General features: G+C 65.0%; 3 protein-coding genes, 1 tRNA gene and 3 rRNA genes. 6 read left to right on the top strand and 1 reads right to left on the bottom strand.

All coding sequences use genetic code 11. The annotated features are described in order from the left end of the window. The first annotated feature begins 105 nt into the window (after nucleotides 1-105). The 5 genes from KV381_RS28195 to KV381_RS28215 all read left to right on the top strand — a co-directional run bounded on the left by KV381_RS28195 (nucleotide 106) and on the right by KV381_RS28215 (nucleotide 7,847). The gene (locus KV381_RS28195; protein WP_003965846.1) at nucleotides 106-1,791 is read left to right on the top strand and encodes a ribonuclease J; all 1,686 of its coding nucleotides are present in this window, start codon (nucleotides 106-108) and stop codon (nucleotides 1,789-1,791) included. A 622-nt stretch (nucleotides 1,792-2,413) separates the two neighbouring features. After that, nucleotides 2,414-3,935, top strand: a 16S ribosomal RNA gene (locus KV381_RS28200). Nucleotides 3,936-4,231: 296 nt separating this feature from the next. Then, nucleotides 4,232-7,351: ribosomal RNA gene (locus tag KV381_RS28205) — 23S ribosomal RNA — on the top strand. Nucleotides 7,352-7,429: 78 nt separating this feature from the next. Next, nucleotides 7,430-7,546 (top strand): 5S ribosomal RNA (rrf, locus tag KV381_RS28210). The 16S, 23S and 5S rRNA genes sit together here with 1 tRNA gene alongside, the layout of an rRNA operon. A gap of 228 nt (nucleotides 7,547-7,774) precedes the next feature. Beyond that, a tRNA-Thr gene (locus KV381_RS28215) sits at nucleotides 7,775-7,847 on the top strand. 68 nt (nucleotides 7,848-7,915) lie between these two features. Here KV381_RS28215 and KV381_RS28220 read toward each other — a convergent pair. Continuing rightward, a complete protein-coding gene (locus KV381_RS28220) occupies nucleotides 7,916-10,543 on the bottom strand; it encodes a SpoIIE family protein phosphatase (protein ID WP_086778678.1) in 2,628 nt (875 codons plus the stop codon). A 401-nt stretch (nucleotides 10,544-10,944) separates the two neighbouring features. On the opposite strand from KV381_RS28220, the gene KV381_RS28225 reads away from it, so the two are divergent. After that, complete coding sequence (locus tag KV381_RS28225; protein ID WP_030633408.1) at nucleotides 10,945-16,404, top strand: HAMP domain-containing protein; 5,460 nt, start codon at nucleotides 10,945-10,947, stop codon at nucleotides 16,402-16,404. The last annotated feature ends 181 nt before the right edge of the window (nucleotides 16,405-16,585 follow it).

Consider the following 16,585-nt stretch of genomic DNA (forward strand, 5'->3'; position numbering starts at 1 on the left):
GAGGCGACTCGCATCGAGCATCACCCCAAGACAACAGCAAGTGCACGAATGACATGCGCGCCACGTGCCTCAGCGGTACGTGGCGTGCGTGGTAAGGAGAGTCTTTTGAGTCATCCGCATCCTGAACTCGGTACCCCGCCGAAGCTCCCGAAGGGCGCCCTGCGGGTCACCCCGCTCGGCGGCCTGGGCGAGATCGGCCGCAACATGACGGTCTTCGAGTACGGCGGCCGCCTGCTCATCGTCGACTGCGGTGTCCTCTTCCCCGAGGAGGAGCAGCCGGGCATCGACCTGATCCTCCCGGACTTCACCACGATCCGGGACCGCCTGGACGACATCGAGGGCATCGTCCTCACGCACGGCCACGAGGACCACATCGGTGGTGTCCCGTATCTGCTGCGCCTGAAGCCGGACATCCCGCTCATCGGCTCGAAGCTGACCCTCGCGCTCATCGAGGCGAAGCTCCAGGAGCACCGCATCCGCCCGTACACCCTTGAGGTGCAGGAGGGGCAGCGCGAGCGCATCGGAGTCTTCGACTGCGAGTTCATCGCGGTCAACCACTCGATCCCGGACGCGCTGGCCGTCGCCATCCGCACCCCCGCGGGCATGGCCGTGGCCACCGGTGACTTCAAGATGGACCAGCTCCCGCTGGACGGCCGTCTCACCGACCTGCACGCGTTCGCGCGCCTCAGCGAGGAGGGCATCGACCTCCTCCTGTCCGACTCCACGAACGCCGAGGTTCCCGGCTTCGTACCGCCGGAGCGGGACATCTCCAACGTCCTGCGCACGGTCTTCGCGAACGCCCAGAAGCGCATCATCGTGGCGAGCTTCGCCAGCCACGTCCACCGCATCCAGCAGATCCTGGACGCCGCCCACGAGTACGGCCGCCGGGTCGCCTTCGTCGGCCGCTCCATGGTCCGCAACATGGGCATCGCCCGCGACCTCGGCTACCTGAAGGTCCCCGCAGGCCTGGTCGTCGACGTCAAGACCCTCGACGACCTCCCGGACGACGAGGTCGTGCTGGTCTGCACGGGCTCGCAGGGCGAGCCGATGGCCGCCCTCTCCCGGATGGCCAACCGCGACCACCAGATCCGGATCGTTCCCGGCGACACGGTGATCCTGGCGTCGTCGCTCATCCCCGGCAACGAGAACGCGGTCTACCGCGTGATCAACGGCCTGACCCGCTGGGGCGCCAACGTCGTCCACAAGGGCAACGCCAAGGTCCACGTCTCGGGCCACGCCTCGGCCGGCGAGCTGCTGTACTTCTACAACATCTGCAAGCCGAAGAACCTGATGCCGGTCCACGGCGAATGGCGCCACCTGCGGGCCAACGCCGAGCTGGGCGCGCTCACCGGCGTACCCAAGGACCACATCGTCATCGCCGAGGACGGTGTGGTCGTCGACCTCATCGACGGCAAGGCCAAGATCGTCGGCAAGGTCCAGGCCGGTTACGTCTACGTCGACGGCCTCTCCGTCGGCGATGTCACCGAGACCTCCCTCAAGGACCGCCGCATCCTCGGCGACGAGGGCATCATCTCGGTCTTCATCGTGGTCGACAGCTCCTCGGGCAAGATCGTGGGCGGCCCCCACATCCAGGCCCGCGGCTCCGGCATCGACGACAACGCCTTCGCCGGCGTGACCCCGAAGATCCAGGAAGCCCTGGACAAGTCGGCGCAGGACGGCGTGATGGAGCCCCACCAGCTCCAGCAGATGGTCCGCCGGACCGTCGGCAAGTGGGTCTCCGACACCTACCGCCGGCGCCCGATGATCCTTCCGGTCGTCGTCGAGGTCTGACCCCTCGCAACCGCCTGACCTGGAGCGGGGCCCTCGATTTGCATCGGGGAGCCCCGCTCCAGTACGTTTACGTCTCCGCCTGAACGGGAAGCACCGCGCGCACTCGTGTGCCCGGAGGCCCCCGAACGGGGCGGGAATTCCGACTCAGAATCTCTGATAAAGTCGGATCCGCCGAAAGGCAAGGCCACTCCACAGGCCACCGGAAATCGAATTCGGACCGGAAACGGAACGAAAAAGAGTCTGGTAAAGTTGGAACCGCCGGAAAGGGAAAACGCGAAAGCGAAGAACCTCGAAAGCACCCCGCTTCGACCGGGAATCGGACACGAAAGAGTCTGATAGAGTCGGAAACGCAAGAACGAAGGGAAGCGCCCGGAGGGCCCCGGTGAAACGGGACCGAAGGAAGCGTCCGTTCCTTGAGAACTCAACAGCGTGCCAAAAGTCAACGCCAGATATGTTGATACCCCGGCCTGCTTCGGCAGGTTGGTGGTTCCTTTGAAAGTCCTGCCGTTCCGTCCTTGTGGGTGGCGGTAGGCAATACACAGCGAGGACGCTGTGAACAACGGGTCTTATTCCGACCGGTTGTTCCGCTCTCGTGATGTGTGCACCCGATTACGGGTAAACATTCACGGAGAGTTTGATCCTGGCTCAGGACGAACGCTGGCGGCGTGCTTAACACATGCAAGTCGAACGATGAAGCCGCTTCGGTGGTGGATTAGTGGCGAACGGGTGAGTAACACGTGGGCAATCTGCCCTTCACTCTGGGACAAGCCCTGGAAACGGGGTCTAATACCGGATAACACTCTGTCCCGCATGGGATGGGGTTAAAAGCTCCGGCGGTGAAGGATGAGCCCGCGGCCTATCAGCTTGTTGGTGGGGTAATGGCCTCAAGGCGACGACGGTAGCCGGCCTGAGAGGGCGACCGGCCACACTGGGACTGAGACACGGCCCAGACTCCTACGGGAGGCAGCAGTGGGGAATATTGCACAATGGGCGAAAGCCTGATGCAGCGACGCCGCGTGAGGGATGACGGCCTTCGGGTTGTAAACCTCTTTCAGCAGGGAAGAAGCGAAAGTGACGGTACCTGCAGAAGAAGCGCCGGCTAACTACGTGCCAGCAGCCGCGGTAATACGTAGGGCGCAAGCGTTGTCCGGAATTATTGGGCGTAAAGAGCTCGTAGGCGGCTTGTCACGTCGGATGTGAAAGCCCGGGGCTTAACCCCGGGTCTGCATTCGATACGGGCTAGCTAGAGTGTGGTAGGGGAGATCGGAATTCCTGGTGTAGCGGTGAAATGCGCAGATATCAGGAGGAACACCGGTGGCGAAGGCGGATCTCTGGGCCATTACTGACGCTGAGGAGCGAAAGCGTGGGGAGCGAACAGGATTAGATACCCTGGTAGTCCACGCCGTAAACGTTGGGAACTAGGTGTTGGCGACATTCCACGTCGTCGGTGCCGCAGCTAACGCATTAAGTTCCCCGCCTGGGGAGTACGGCCGCAAGGCTAAAACTCAAAGGAATTGACGGGGGCCCGCACAAGCAGCGGAGCATGTGGCTTAATTCGACGCAACGCGAAGAACCTTACCAAGGCTTGACATATACCGGAAAGCATCAGAGATGGTGCCCCCCTTGTGGTCGGTATACAGGTGGTGCATGGCTGTCGTCAGCTCGTGTCGTGAGATGTTGGGTTAAGTCCCGCAACGAGCGCAACCCTTGTTCTGTGTTGCCAGCATGCCCTTCGGGGTGATGGGGACTCACAGGAGACTGCCGGGGTCAACTCGGAGGAAGGTGGGGACGACGTCAAGTCATCATGCCCCTTATGTCTTGGGCTGCACACGTGCTACAATGGCCGGTACAATGAGCTGCGATGCCGCGAGGCGGAGCGAATCTCAAAAGCCGGTCTCAGTTCGATTGGGGTCTGCAACTCGACCCCATGAAGTCGGAGTTGCTAGTAATCGCAGATCAGCATTGCTGCGGTGAATACGTTCCCGGCCTTGTACACACCGCCCGTCACGTCACGAAAGTCGGTAACACCCGAAGCCGGTGGCCCAACCCCTTGTGGGAGGGAGCTGTCGAAGGTGGGACTGGCGATTGGGACGAAGTCGTAACAAGGTAGCCGTACCGGAAGGTGCGGCTGGATCACCTCCTTTCTAAGGAGCATCTAGATTCCGCAAGGAATCCAGAGCCACTACGTCGGCAAATGTTCGACGGTGGTCAGCTCATGGGTGGAACGTTGACTATTCGGCACGGTGAGCACGGTTTCGTTAGTACTGCTTCGGCGTGGAAAACGGGAACGGGTTGATCGTGTCGGGCACGTTGTTGGGTGTCTGAGGGTACGGCCGAGAGGCTGCCTTCTGATCCGGTCCCAGTGAACTCGTCTGTTAAGGGCGGGGTGATGGGTGGCTGGTCGTTGTTTGAGAACTGCACAGTGGACGCGAGCATCTGTGGCCAAGTTTTTAAGGGCGCACGGTGGATGCCTTGGCACCAGGAACCGATGAAGGACGTGGGAGGCCACGATAGTCCCCGGGGAGCTGTCAACCAAGCTTTGATCCGGGGGTTTCCGAATGGGGAAACCCGGCAGTCGTCATGGGCTGTCACCCGCTGCTGAACACATAGGCAGTGTGGAGGGAACGAGGGGAAGTGAAACATCTCAGTACCCTCAGGAAGAGAAAACAACCGTGATTCCGGGAGTAGTGGCGAGCGAAACTGGATGAGGCCAAACCGTATGCGTGTGATACCCGGCAGGGGTTGCGCATTCGGGGTTGTGGGATCTCTCTTTTACAGTCTGCCGGCTGTGAGACGAGTCAGAAACCGTTGATGTAGGCGAAGGACATGCGAAAGGTCCGGCGTAGAGGGTAAGACCCCCGTAGCTGAAACATCAGCGGCTTGTTTGAGAGACACCCAAGTAGCACGGGGCCCGAGAAATCCCGTGTGAATCTGGCGGGACCACCCGCTAAGCCTAAATATTCCCTGGTGACCGATAGCGGATAGTACCGTGAGGGAATGGTGAAAAGTACCGCGGGAGCGGAGTGAAATAGTACCTGAAACCGTGTGCCTACAAGCCGTGGGAGCGTCGCACAAGGACTTGTCCTTGTGTCGTGACTGCGTGCCTTTTGAAGAATGAGCCTGCGAGTTAGCGGTGTGTAGCGAGGTTAACCCGTGTGGGGAAGCCGTAGCGAAAGCGAGTCCGAATAGGGCGTTTGAGTTGCACGCTCTAGACCCGAAGCGGAGTGATCTAGCCATGGGCAGGTTGAAGCGGAGGTAAGACTTCGTGGAGGACCGAACCCACCAGGGTTGAAAACCTGGGGGATGACCTGTGGTTAGGGGTGAAAGGCCAATCAAACTCCGTGATAGCTGGTTCTCCCCGAAATGCATTTAGGTGCAGCGTCGTGTGTTTCTTGCCGGAGGTAGAGCACTGGATAGGCGATGGGCCCTACCGGGTTACTGACCTTAGCCAAACTCCGAATGCCGGTAAGTGAGAGCGCGGCAGTGAGACTGTGGGGGATAAGCTCCATGGTCGAGAGGGAAACAGCCCAGAGCATCGACTAAGGCCCCTAAGCGTACGCTAAGTGGGAAAGGATGTGGAGTCGCAGAGACAACCAGGAGGTTGGCTTAGAAGCAGCCACCCTTGAAAGAGTGCGTAATAGCTCACTGGTCAAGTGATTCCGCGCCGACAATGTAGCGGGGCTCAAGCGTACCGCCGAAGTCGTGTCATTCGTACATGTATCCCCAACGGGAGTACGGATGGGTAGGGGAGCGTCGTGTGCCGGGTGAAGCAGCCGCGGAAGCGAGTTGTGGACGGTTCACGAGTGAGAATGCAGGCATGAGTAGCGATACACACGTGAGAAACGTGTGCGCCGATTGACTAAGGGTTCCTGGGTCAAGCTGATCTGCCCAGGGTAAGTCGGGACCTAAGGCGAGGCCGACAGGCGTAGTCGATGGACAACCGGTTGATATTCCGGTACCCGCTTTGAAACGCCCAGTACTGAATCAGGCGATGCTAAGTCCGTGAAGCCGGCCCGATCTCTTCGGAGTTGAGGGTAGTGGTGGAGCCGATGAACCAGACTTGTAGTAGGTAAGCGATGGGGTGACGCAGGAAGGTAGTCCAGCCCGGGCGGTGGTTGTCCCGGGGTAAGGGTGTAGCCCGTGTGGTAGGTAAATCCGTCACACGTTAAGGGTGAGACCTGATGCCGAGCCGATTGTGGTGAAGTGGATGATCCTATGCTGTCGAGAAAAGCCTCTAGCGAGTTTCATGGCGGCCCGTACCCTAAACCGACTCAGGTGGTCAGGTAGAGAATACCGAGGCGTTCGGGTGAACTATGGTTAAGGAACTCGGCAAAATGCCCCCGTAACTTCGGGAGAAGGGGGGCCATCACCGGTGATAGCACTTGCTGCTTGAGCTGGGGGTGGCCGCAGAGACCAGCGAGAAGCGACTGTTTACTAAAAACACAGGTCCGTGCGAAGCCGTAAGGCGATGTATACGGACTGACGCCTGCCCGGTGCTGGAACGTTAAGGGGACCGGTTAGCTGACTTTCGGGTTGGCGAAGCTGAGAACTTAAGCGCCAGTAAACGGCGGTGGTAACTATAACCATCCTAAGGTAGCGAAATTCCTTGTCGGGTAAGTTCCGACCTGCACGAATGGCGTAACGACTTCTCGACTGTCTCAACCATAGGCCCGGTGAAATTGCACTACGAGTAAAGATGCTCGTTTCGCGCAGCAGGACGGAAAGACCCCGGGACCTTTACTATAGTTTGATATTGGTGTTCGGTTCGGCTTGTGTAGGATAGGTGGGAGACTTTGAAGCGGCCACGCCAGTGGTTGTGGAGTCGTCGTTGAAATACCACCTGGTCGTGCTGGATGTCTAACCTGGGTCCGTGATCCGGATCAGGGACAGTGTCTGATGGGTAGTTTAACTGGGGCGGTTGCCTCCTAAAGAGTAACGGAGGCGCCCAAAGGTTCCCTCAGCCTGGTTGGTAATCAGGTGTTGAGTGTAAGTGCACAAGGGAGCTTGACTGTGAGACCGACGGGTCGAGCAGGGACGAAAGTCGGGACTAGTGATCCGGCAGTGGCTTGTGGAAGCGCTGTCGCTCAACGGATAAAAGGTACCCAGGGATAACAGGCTGATCTTCCCAAGAGTCCATATCGACGGGATGGTTTGGCACCTCGATGTCGGCTCGTCGCATCCTGGGGCTGGAGTCGGTCCCAAGGGTTGGGCTGTTCGCCCATTAAAGCGGTACGCGAGCTGGGTTTAGAACGTCGTGAGACAGTTCGGTCCCTATCCGCTGTGCGCGTAGGAATATTGAGAAGGGCTGTCCCTAGTACGAGAGGACCGGGACGGACGAACCTCTGGTGTGCCAGTTGTCCTGCCAAGGGCATGGCTGGTTGGCTACGTTCGGAAAGGATAACCGCTGAAAGCATCTAAGCGGGAAGCCTGCTTCGAGATGAGTATTCCCACCCCTTTGAGGGGTTAAGGCTCCCAGTAGACGACTGGGTTGATAGGCCAGATGTGGAAGCCCGGTAACGGGTGGAGCTGACTGGTACTAATAGGCCGAGGGCTTGTCCTCAGTTGCTCGCGTCCACTGTGTTAGTTCTGAAATAATGAACGGCCGTGTTTACATCCGGTGTTCACAGTTTCATAGTGTTTCGGTGGTCATTGCGTTAGGGAAACGCCCGGTTACATTCCGAACCCGGAAGCTAAGCCTTTCAGCGCCGATGGTACTGCAGGGGGGACCCTGTGGGAGAGTAGGACGCCGCCGAACAATTTTTCCGGGAAAGCCCCGCACCTTTTTGGTGCGGGGCTTTTCTGCGTTCCGGGTGCGGTCGCCGGCCTGTGGGGCTGTGCTTCCCGGGCGGTACTCCAAGCGCCTTGTGCCCTGACCGTATGGCCTGGTGGGAGGGGTGCGGGAGCTGTCGGACCGGGGCCGGGCGCGATTATGAGCATCTCCGGATCCCGTGTATGGTTTACCTCGTTGCCACAGCGCAACGAGGCCCCAATAGCTCAGTCGGTAGAGCGTCTCCATGGTAAGGAGAAGGTCTGCGGTTCGATTCCGCATTGGGGCTCAGAACACAACGAAAGGCCCCCGCCGACTGGCGGGGGCCTTTCGCGTTGGTGGTGTGGAGAGCGGGGCTCAGACGAGGGGCGGTTCCGGGACGCGCATGGCGAGGATGGCCATGTCGTCCGAGGCCGGCTCGGCGGCGAAGCGTTCCACGGCCCGCAGGATGCGTGAGGCGACCGCTCCGGCCGTCAGGCCCGTACACGTCGACAGGACGTCCGCGAGGCCGTCGTCGCCCAGCATGCGGCTTCCCTCGCGGCGTTCGGTGACGCCGTCCGTGACGCACAGCAGGACGTCACCGGGGTTGAGGACGACCTCCTGCTCGTACAGGTCGAGGTCCTCGATGACGCCGAGGAGGGGCTGCGGTTCCGCGGCGGACTCCACGGAGCCGTCCTGGCGCAGGCGCAGCGGCAGCGGGTGGCCGGCGCAGACGACCTTCAGGAGGGCGCTGCCGTCCTCCTGGGGCCACAGCTCGCCGTACAGAAGGGTCAGGAAGCGGCTGCGGGCGCCCTCGTCGAGGATCGCCGCGTTGAGGCGCTCCAGGACCGCGGGGCCGCCGAAACCCTCGCGGGCGAGCAGACGCAGCGCGTGGCGGGCCAGGCCCGTGACGGCGGCCGCCTCCGGGCCCGTACCGCACACGTCGCCGATGGCGAAGCCGTACGCGCCGTCGCTGATCGGGAAGACGTCGTAGAAGTCGCCGCCGACCTCGTTGCCCTCGCCCGCGGCGCGGTAGATGACCTCGATCTCGACGTTCGGCACGTCGGGGAGGCCCGGGGGCAGCAGGCTGCGCTGGAGGGACTGGCTGATCGCCATGCGCTCCGAGTACAGGCGGGCGTTGTCCAGGGCCAGGGCGGCCCGGCGGGAGAGGTCCTCGGCCAGTTCCAGGATCTCCTGGCGGAAGTGGTCGTCCGAAGGCTTCCCGAGCGTCAGCATGCCGATCACACGGTTACGGGCGACCAGCGGCAGGACCACCGTCTCACCGCCGACGGCCTGGGCCGTGGCGAGCGTCGTGCGGGTGGCCGTGCTCATGCTCAGCGGAGCGTCGTGCTGCAGGCTGCGGGTCGACGTGGACAGGGCCGCGCGGTGGCCCGCCTCCGAGGGGGCGGCCCAGACGCGGGCGCCCGGGGTCGGGACCGGATCCGGCGGGGCGATCTTGGAGAGCAGGGCCTTGAGGCCGTCGATGAGGTCCTCGTCCTCGTGCAGCACGTACGAGAGGTACGGCTCGGACGACTGGTCCGCGATCGTGTAGACGGCGCACCAGGTGGCCAGCGTCGGGACCGTCATCTGGGCCATCAGCGCCAGCGTCTGGTCCCGGTCGAGCGTGCCGGCCAGCAGGTCGGAGGCCTCGACGAGGAAGGACAGCGAGCCGCGGCGCAGCCGTTCCAGCTCGCCGAGGCGGGCGGACTCCACGGCCAGCGCGATGCGGTCGGCGGCGAACTGGAGGCGCAGGGCCTCCTCGTTCGAGTAGCGGCCCGCGCCCTCCGCCGCGACGCCGAGGGAGCCGGTGAGGCGGCCCTCGACCTTCAGCGGCACGGTGACGACCGAGCGCATCCCGGTGTCGGTCAGGAGCGGGACGGCGCCGGGGACGGCGGTCAGGTCCTCGTGGACGGCCGGCATCCGGGCGGAGCCGTAGCGTCCCGTTCCGGCTTCGACGGGGACCCGGGCGAAGCGCTGGCGGGCCGAGGGCAGGCCCGTCGTGGCGCGGACCTCCAGCTCCGTCTCGTCGTCCGTGGCGAGCAGCAGGAACGCGGCGTCGGCGTCGAGCATGTCGCGGGCCCGCTCGACCGTCCGCTGGAGCAGGCCGTCGAGGTCGTCCGGGGCGGGGGAGCCGATGAAGACCTCGAAGGGGTCCGCGGCGCGGCTGTCGGAGGTGGCGTCGGAGACCGGGGCGCGGACCGGGGTCTGGAGCACGGCGCGCTCGTCGTCGCGGACGAGGAGGCAGACCGTGGACGGGTCGCCGTCGTTGTCGCGGACCCGCAGGTGCGAGGCGTAGACGGCGATGGTCCGGCCGTCCGCGCCGCGGATCCCGTAACTGCCCTCCCAGCGGGAGAGCTGGAGGGCGTCGGCGATGCCGGTGTTGGTCCCCGGGGTGTGCGGCCAGGCCACGAAGTCGGTGAACTGCTTGCCCGTGACCTGCTCCGCGGTGTGCCCGAAGACGTACGCGGCGTCGTCGTTCCACGCGCTGATCGCGCCGGTGCTGTCGATCTGGACGACGGCGACCCGGACCCGCTGGTCGGTGACGGGGAGGAGCGAGGTGGGCAGGACCGGGCCGGCGGAGCGGATGCCCACCGGCCGGTCGGGCAGGTCCAGCTGGAACCAGACGTGTTTACGGGTGGGGGAGTACTCGACGCCCCAGCGGGAGGCCAGGGCGGCACAGAGCAGCAGACCGCGGCCGTTCTCGCGGTCGGGGCTGCCGAAGTCGAGACCGTTGCTCTGGAGCGGGACCTCGCGTTCCGGATAGTGGTCGGAGACCTCGACCCGGACGCCGTCCTCGGTGCGCAGGCACAGCACGTCGGCCGCGGTCCCCGCGTGCACGACGGCGTTGGTCACGAGCTCGCTGGTGAGCACGACGGCGTCGTCGACGACATCGTTGTAGCCCCACCCCTGGAGCGTGTCCCGGACGAAGGCGCGGGCGGTCGCGACGGAGCGTCCGACCGGTTCGAAGGTGGCGGCCGCGCGCGCGGTGATCACAGCACTCCCCATATTGGTGTCTCGTCGCTTCCCCGAGTCCTGTGCCCGTTTATCGCCGCTTCGATTCGCTTGCCAGGCTAGACGTTCGTCGAGTGTGCCGGGTACACGAGGGCCGAGTTCGGGACAGAGCGGTCCGGCGGTGGTGCGCGGGCGCACAAGTATGGACTCCCGGTGCAAGGGATGGGGGGCAACCGGTGCAGGTTGCCCGCCGACCGGTTCCGGCCTGGTACGTTGCCATGATTTGACGTCCGCCCGGTCGCCCGTTGACGGTGTGCAGTGGCGGTGAGCCAAAGTGGAACTGGGCAAGCTTCCGGATAGGCCCGAGTGAAACGGTCAACCCCTGCGGGAGGGACACGGTGGAGTCTGGCGTGGCGGCGCAGGGTTCGAAGGCGCGTACAAAAGGCGGACAGTCCGTGAAAAAGCAGCGCAATGGCACCGTCGAAGTGGACGCGGCAGCTCTGAACAGAGTGCTCGCGGGCCTCGTGGCGATGCGCGACGGCAACTTCCGCCGGCGGCTCACCGTCTCCGGCGACGGTGTGATGACGGAGATCGCGGCGGTCTTCAACGAGGTCGCCGACCGCAATCTCCACCTCACCGGTGAGCTGGCGCGCGTACGGCGGGTGGTCGGGCGCGAGGGCAAACTCACGGAGCGGCTGGAGACGGGCGCCTGCGAGGGCTCCTGGGCCGCCGCGATCGACGCCTCCAACGAGCTCGTCGACGATCTCGCGCGACCGGTGTCCGAGGTGGGCCGGGTGCTGTCGGCGGTCGCCGACGGTGATCTGGAGCAGCGGATGGAGCTGCGGTCGCACACGCAGGACGAGACGGTCCGGCCGCTGCGCGGGGAGTTCCTGAAGGTCGCCCGTACGGTCAACAACCTGGTCGACCAGCTGTCGGTCTTCACCGAGCAGGTGACCAGGGTCGCCGTCGAGGTGGGCACCGAGGGCAAGCTCGGCGGCCAGGCGCAGGTGCGCGGGATGTCCGGGTCCTGGAAGGACCTCACGGACTCCGTGAACACCATGGCGTACCGGTTGACGGCCCAGGTGCGGGACATCGCGCTGGTGACGACGGCGGTCGCCAAGGGTGATCTGTCGCGGAAGGTCACCGTCCATGTGGCCGGTGAGATGCTCCAGCTGAAGAACACCGTCAACACGATGGTCGACCAGCTGTCCTCGTTCTCCTCCGAGGTGACGCGCGTCGCCCGTGAGGTGGGCACGGAGGGCGAGCTGGGCGGTCAGGCGACCGTGCCGGGTGTGGCCGGCGTGTGGAAGGACCTCACCGACTCCGTCAACACGATGGCGGGCAACCTCACCTCCCAGGTACGCGGTATCGCCGAGGTGACGACGGCGGTCGCCAGCGGTGACCTGACGCAGAAGGTCACGGTGAGCGCGCGCGGCGAGGTCGCGCAGCTCGCCGAGACGATCAACCAGATGACCGAGACGCTGCGCACCTTCGCGGACGAAGTGACGCGGGTGGCCAGCGAGGTCGGTGGCGAGGGGCTGCTCGGCGGTCAGGCGCAGGTGCCGGGCGCCGCGGGGACCTGGAAGGACCTCACCGACTCGGTGAACACGGTCTTCCGGAACCTGACGACGCAGGTGCGTGACATCGCGCAGGTCACCACGGCGGTGGCCAGCGGCGACATGTCGCAGAAGGTCACGGTCGACGTGGCCGGCGAGATGCTGGAGCTGAAGAACACCGTCAACACGATGGTGGACCAGCTCCAGTCGTTCGGTTCCGAGGTGACCCGGGTGGCCCGGGAGGTCGGCGTCGAGGGACGGCTCGGCGGCCAGGCCGAGGTGCCGGGCGCCGCCGGCACGTGGAAGGACCTCACCGACTCGGTGAACACCGCGTTCCGCAACCTCACCGGTCAGGTCCGGGACATCGCGCAGGTCACCACGGCGGTCGCCAACGGTGATCTGTCGCAGAAGGTCACCGTGGACGTGGCCGGCGAGATGCTGGAGCTGAAGAACACCGTCAACACGATGGTGGCGCAGCTGTCCAGCTTCGCCGACCAGGTGACGCGGATGGCCCGCGACGTGGGCACCGAGGGCCGCCTCGGCGGCCAGGCGCGGGTGGACGGCGTCTCGGGTACGTGGAAGGAGCTGACGGACTCCGTCAACTTCATGGCGGGCAACCTCACCTCACAGGTGAGGCAGATCGCCCAGGTGACGACGGCGGTGGCCCGGGGCGACCTGTCGCAGAAGATCGACGTGGACGCCCGGGGCGAGATCCTGGAGCTCAAGAACACCATCAACACCATGGTCGACCAGCTCTCCGCCTTCGCCGACCAGGTCACCCGGGTCGCCCGCGAGGTGGGCACGGACGGCCGGCTCGGCGGTCAGGCGCAGGTGCCCGGCGTCGCCGGAGTGTGGCGCGATCTCACCGATTCGGTGAACGGCATGGCCGGGAACCTCACCGCTCAGGTCCGTAACATCGCGCAGGTCGCCACGGCGGTGGCCCGCGGTGACCTGTCGCAGAAGATCGACGTGGACGCCCGGGGCGAGATCCTGGAGCTGAAGAACACCCTCAACACGATGGTGGACCAGCTGTCCAACTTCGCGGAGCAGGTGACGCGGGTCGCCCGTGAGGTGGGTACGGAGGGCATCCTCGGCGGACAGGCCGAGGTGCAGGGCGTGTCCGGTACGTGGAAGGACCTCACCCAGTCCGTCAACGGCATGGCGAACAACCTGACCCTCCAGGTCCGCAACATCGCCGAGGTCACCACCGCGGTCGCCAAGGGCGATCTCTCCAAGAAGATCACCGTCGACGCCAAGGGCGAGATCCTCGAACTGGTCACGACCGTCAACACGATGGTCGACCAGCTGCTGAACTTCGCCGACGAGGTGTCCAGGGTGGCCCGTGAGGTGGGCACCGAGGGGATCCTGGGCGGTCAGGCGCGGGTGCGCGGGGCGACCGGCATCTGGAAGGACCTCAGCGAGAACGTCAACCTGATGGCCAACAACCTGACCAGCCAGGTGCGGAACATCTCCCGGGTCTCCTCCGCGGTCGCCAACGGCGATCTGACGAAGAAGGTCACCGTGGAGGCGCGCGGCGAGGTCGCGGAGCTGGCCGACACGGTCAACACGATGGTGACGACGCTCTCCTCGTTCGCCGACGAGGTCACGCGGGTGGCCCGCGAGGTGGGCACCGAGGGCGAGCTGGGCGGCCAGGCCCGGGTGCCGGGAGTCGCCGGTACGTGGAAGGACCTCACCGAGTCCGTGAACTCGATGGCCTCCAACCTGACCGGTCAGGTGCGGCAGATCGCCACGGTCACCACCGCCATCGCCAAGGGCGACCTGACCAAGAAGATCGACATCGACGCGCGCGGTGAGATCCAGGAGCTGAAGAACACCATCAACACGATGGTCGACCAGCTGTCCTCGTTCGCCGAGCAGGTGACCCGGGTCGCCCGCGAGGTGGGCACCGAGGGGCAGCTGGGCGGTCAGGCGCGGGTGCGGGACGTGGACGGCACCTGGCGCGACCTCACCGAGTCGGTGAACGAGATGGCCGGGAACCTGACCCGTCAGGTGCGGGCCATCGCGGCCGTCGCCACCGCGGTGACCCGCGGCGATCTGAACCTCAAGATCGATGTGGACGCGGCCGGGGAGATCCAGGTCCTCCAGGACAACATCAACACGATGATCGCGAACCTGCGCGACACCACGCTCGCCAACAAGGAGCAGGACTGGCTGAAGGGCAACCTGGCCCGGATCTCCGGTCTGATGCAGGGCCGCCGCGATCTGGACGACGTGGCCTCGCTGATCATGAGCGAGCTGACGCCGGTGGTCTCGGCGCAGCACGGTGCGTTCTTCCTGGCGATGGCCGCGGGCGACTCGGACGAGGTGGGTCCGGACAACGGCGAGGCCGGCGCGTACGAGCTGCGGATGCGGGGGAGTTACGGCTACTCCGCGGGTTCGATGCCGACCTCCTTCCGGCCCGGTGAGACGCTCATCGGGACGGCGGCCGAGGAGAAGCGGACGATCCAGGTGGACAACGTGCCGCCGGGCTATCTGAAGATCTCCTCCGGTCTGGGTGAGGCCCCTCCGGCGCATGTGATCGTGCTGCCGGTGCTCTTCGAGGGCAAGGTTCTCGGCGTGATCGAGCTGGCCTCCTTCCAGCCGTTCACGCACATCCAGCGGGACTTCCTCAACCAGCTCGCCGAGATGATCGCGACGAGCGTCAACACGATCAGCGTCAACACCAAGACCGAGAAGCTGCTGGAGCAGTCGCAGGAGCTGACCGAGCAACTGCGTGACCGCTCGCAGGAGTTGGAGAACCGGCAGAAGGCCCTCCAGGCGTCCAACGCCGAACTGGAGGAGAAGGCCGAGCTGCTGGCCCAGCAGAACCGCGACATCGAGGTGAAGAACACCGAGATCGAGGAGGCGCGGCAGGTGCTGGAGGAGCGCGCCGAGCAGCTCGCGGTCTCGATGCGCTACAAGTCCGAGTTCCTGGCGAACATGTCGCACGAGCTGCGTACGCCGCTCAACTCACTGCTGATTCTGGCCAAGTTGCTGGCGGACAACGCCGAGGGCAATCTCTCGCCGAAGCAGGTGGAGTTCGCCGAGACGATCCACGGGGCCGGTTCCGACCTGCTCCAGCTGATCAACGACATCCTGGACCTGTCGAAGGTCGAGGCGGGCAAGATGGACGTCAGCCCGACCCGGATCGCGCTGGTCCAGCTGGTCGACTACGTGGAGGCGACCTTCCGCCCGCTCACCGCGGAGAAGGGGCTCGACTTCTCCGTACGGGTGTCGCCGGAGCTTCCCGCGACGCTGCACACCGACGAGCAGCGCCTGCTCCAGGTGCTGCGCAACCTGCTGTCCAACGCGGTGAAGTTCACCGACAGCGGTGCGGTGGAGCTGGTGATCCGGCCGGCCGGCGCCGATGTGCCCAACGCGATCCGTGAACACCTGCTGGAGGCGGGTTCGCTGCGGGACGCGGACGCCGATCTGATCGCCTTCTCGGTGACCGACACCGGGATCGGGATCGCGTCCAGCAAGATGCTGGTGATCTTCGAGGCGTTCAAGCAGGCGGACGGCACGACGAGCCGGAAGTACGGCGGCACCGGCCTCGGTCTCTCCATCAGCCGGGAGATCGCACGGCTGCTCGGCGGCGAGATCCACGCGGCGAGCGAGCCGGGGCGCGGTTCCACCTTCACCCTGTACCTGCCGCTGCACCGCGCCGAACTGCCGCCCCAGGGCTACCCGCCGGTGGGTTCCGGTTCCGCCGAGGTGCTGGGCGGTACGGGCGAGCTGGGGCAGCCGCAGTCCCCGCAGGGCCAGTCGGCTCCGTACGGCGATCCGGCCAACTCCGCCGGGATGTTCCGGCGGCGGCGCAAGGCGCTGGGGGAGGCGGCGGGCAGGGCCGCGCTGCCGGCCGGCCGCACCCCGTCCGAGAGCGCCCCGCAGCAGGAGGAGCGGGCGCCGGGGAGCCAGGGCGATGGGCAGGTTCAGGGCCAGGCCGCGGCGGAGGAGCCGGCGCCCCGGCGGACATTCCGCTTCCGCGGCGAGAAGGTGCTCATCGTCGACGACGACATCCGCAATGTCTTCGCGCTCACCAGCGTGCTGGAGCAGCACGGACTGTCGGTGCTGTACGCGGAGAACGGCCGTGAGGGCATCGAAGTGCTGGAGCAGCACGACGATGTGACGGTCGTGCTGATGGACATCATGATGCCCGAGATGGACGGTTACGCGACGACGACCGCGATCCGGCGGATGCCCCAGTTCGCCGGCCTGCCGATCGTGGCGCTCACCGCGAAGGCGATGAAGGGCGACCGGGAGAAGGCCATCGATTGCGGGGCTTCCGACTATGTGACGAAGCCGGTCGATCCTGATCACCTGCTCGCGGTGATGGAGCAGTGGATGCACGGAGAGTGATCGAGGATTGAACGAATTGGCGTGAGTTGTTGACCGACTGTGCTCGAACGGGTGTGAAGGCGCTGCATTCGGGGAACCTTCTGGTCTCCCACCGCGTTTGCGGTATGTGCACAGTGACATCGCGGTGACAGGGTGTGGTGACGGGCGGGGTGCGGCTACCATGACCGGCACAAGGACGGAC

The sequence above is a fragment of the Streptomyces sp. WY228 genome (assembly GCF_019287315.1).
Classification (GTDB): domain Bacteria; phylum Actinomycetota; class Actinomycetes; order Streptomycetales; family Streptomycetaceae; genus Streptomyces; species Streptomyces caviscabies.

What these genes read in the sequence shown, in the direction of transcription:
- KV381_RS28220 (WP_086778678.1), bottom strand. Translation starts at nt 10,543, where the DNA reads ATGGGGAGTGCTGTGATCACCGCGCGCGCGGCCGCCACCTTCGAACCG.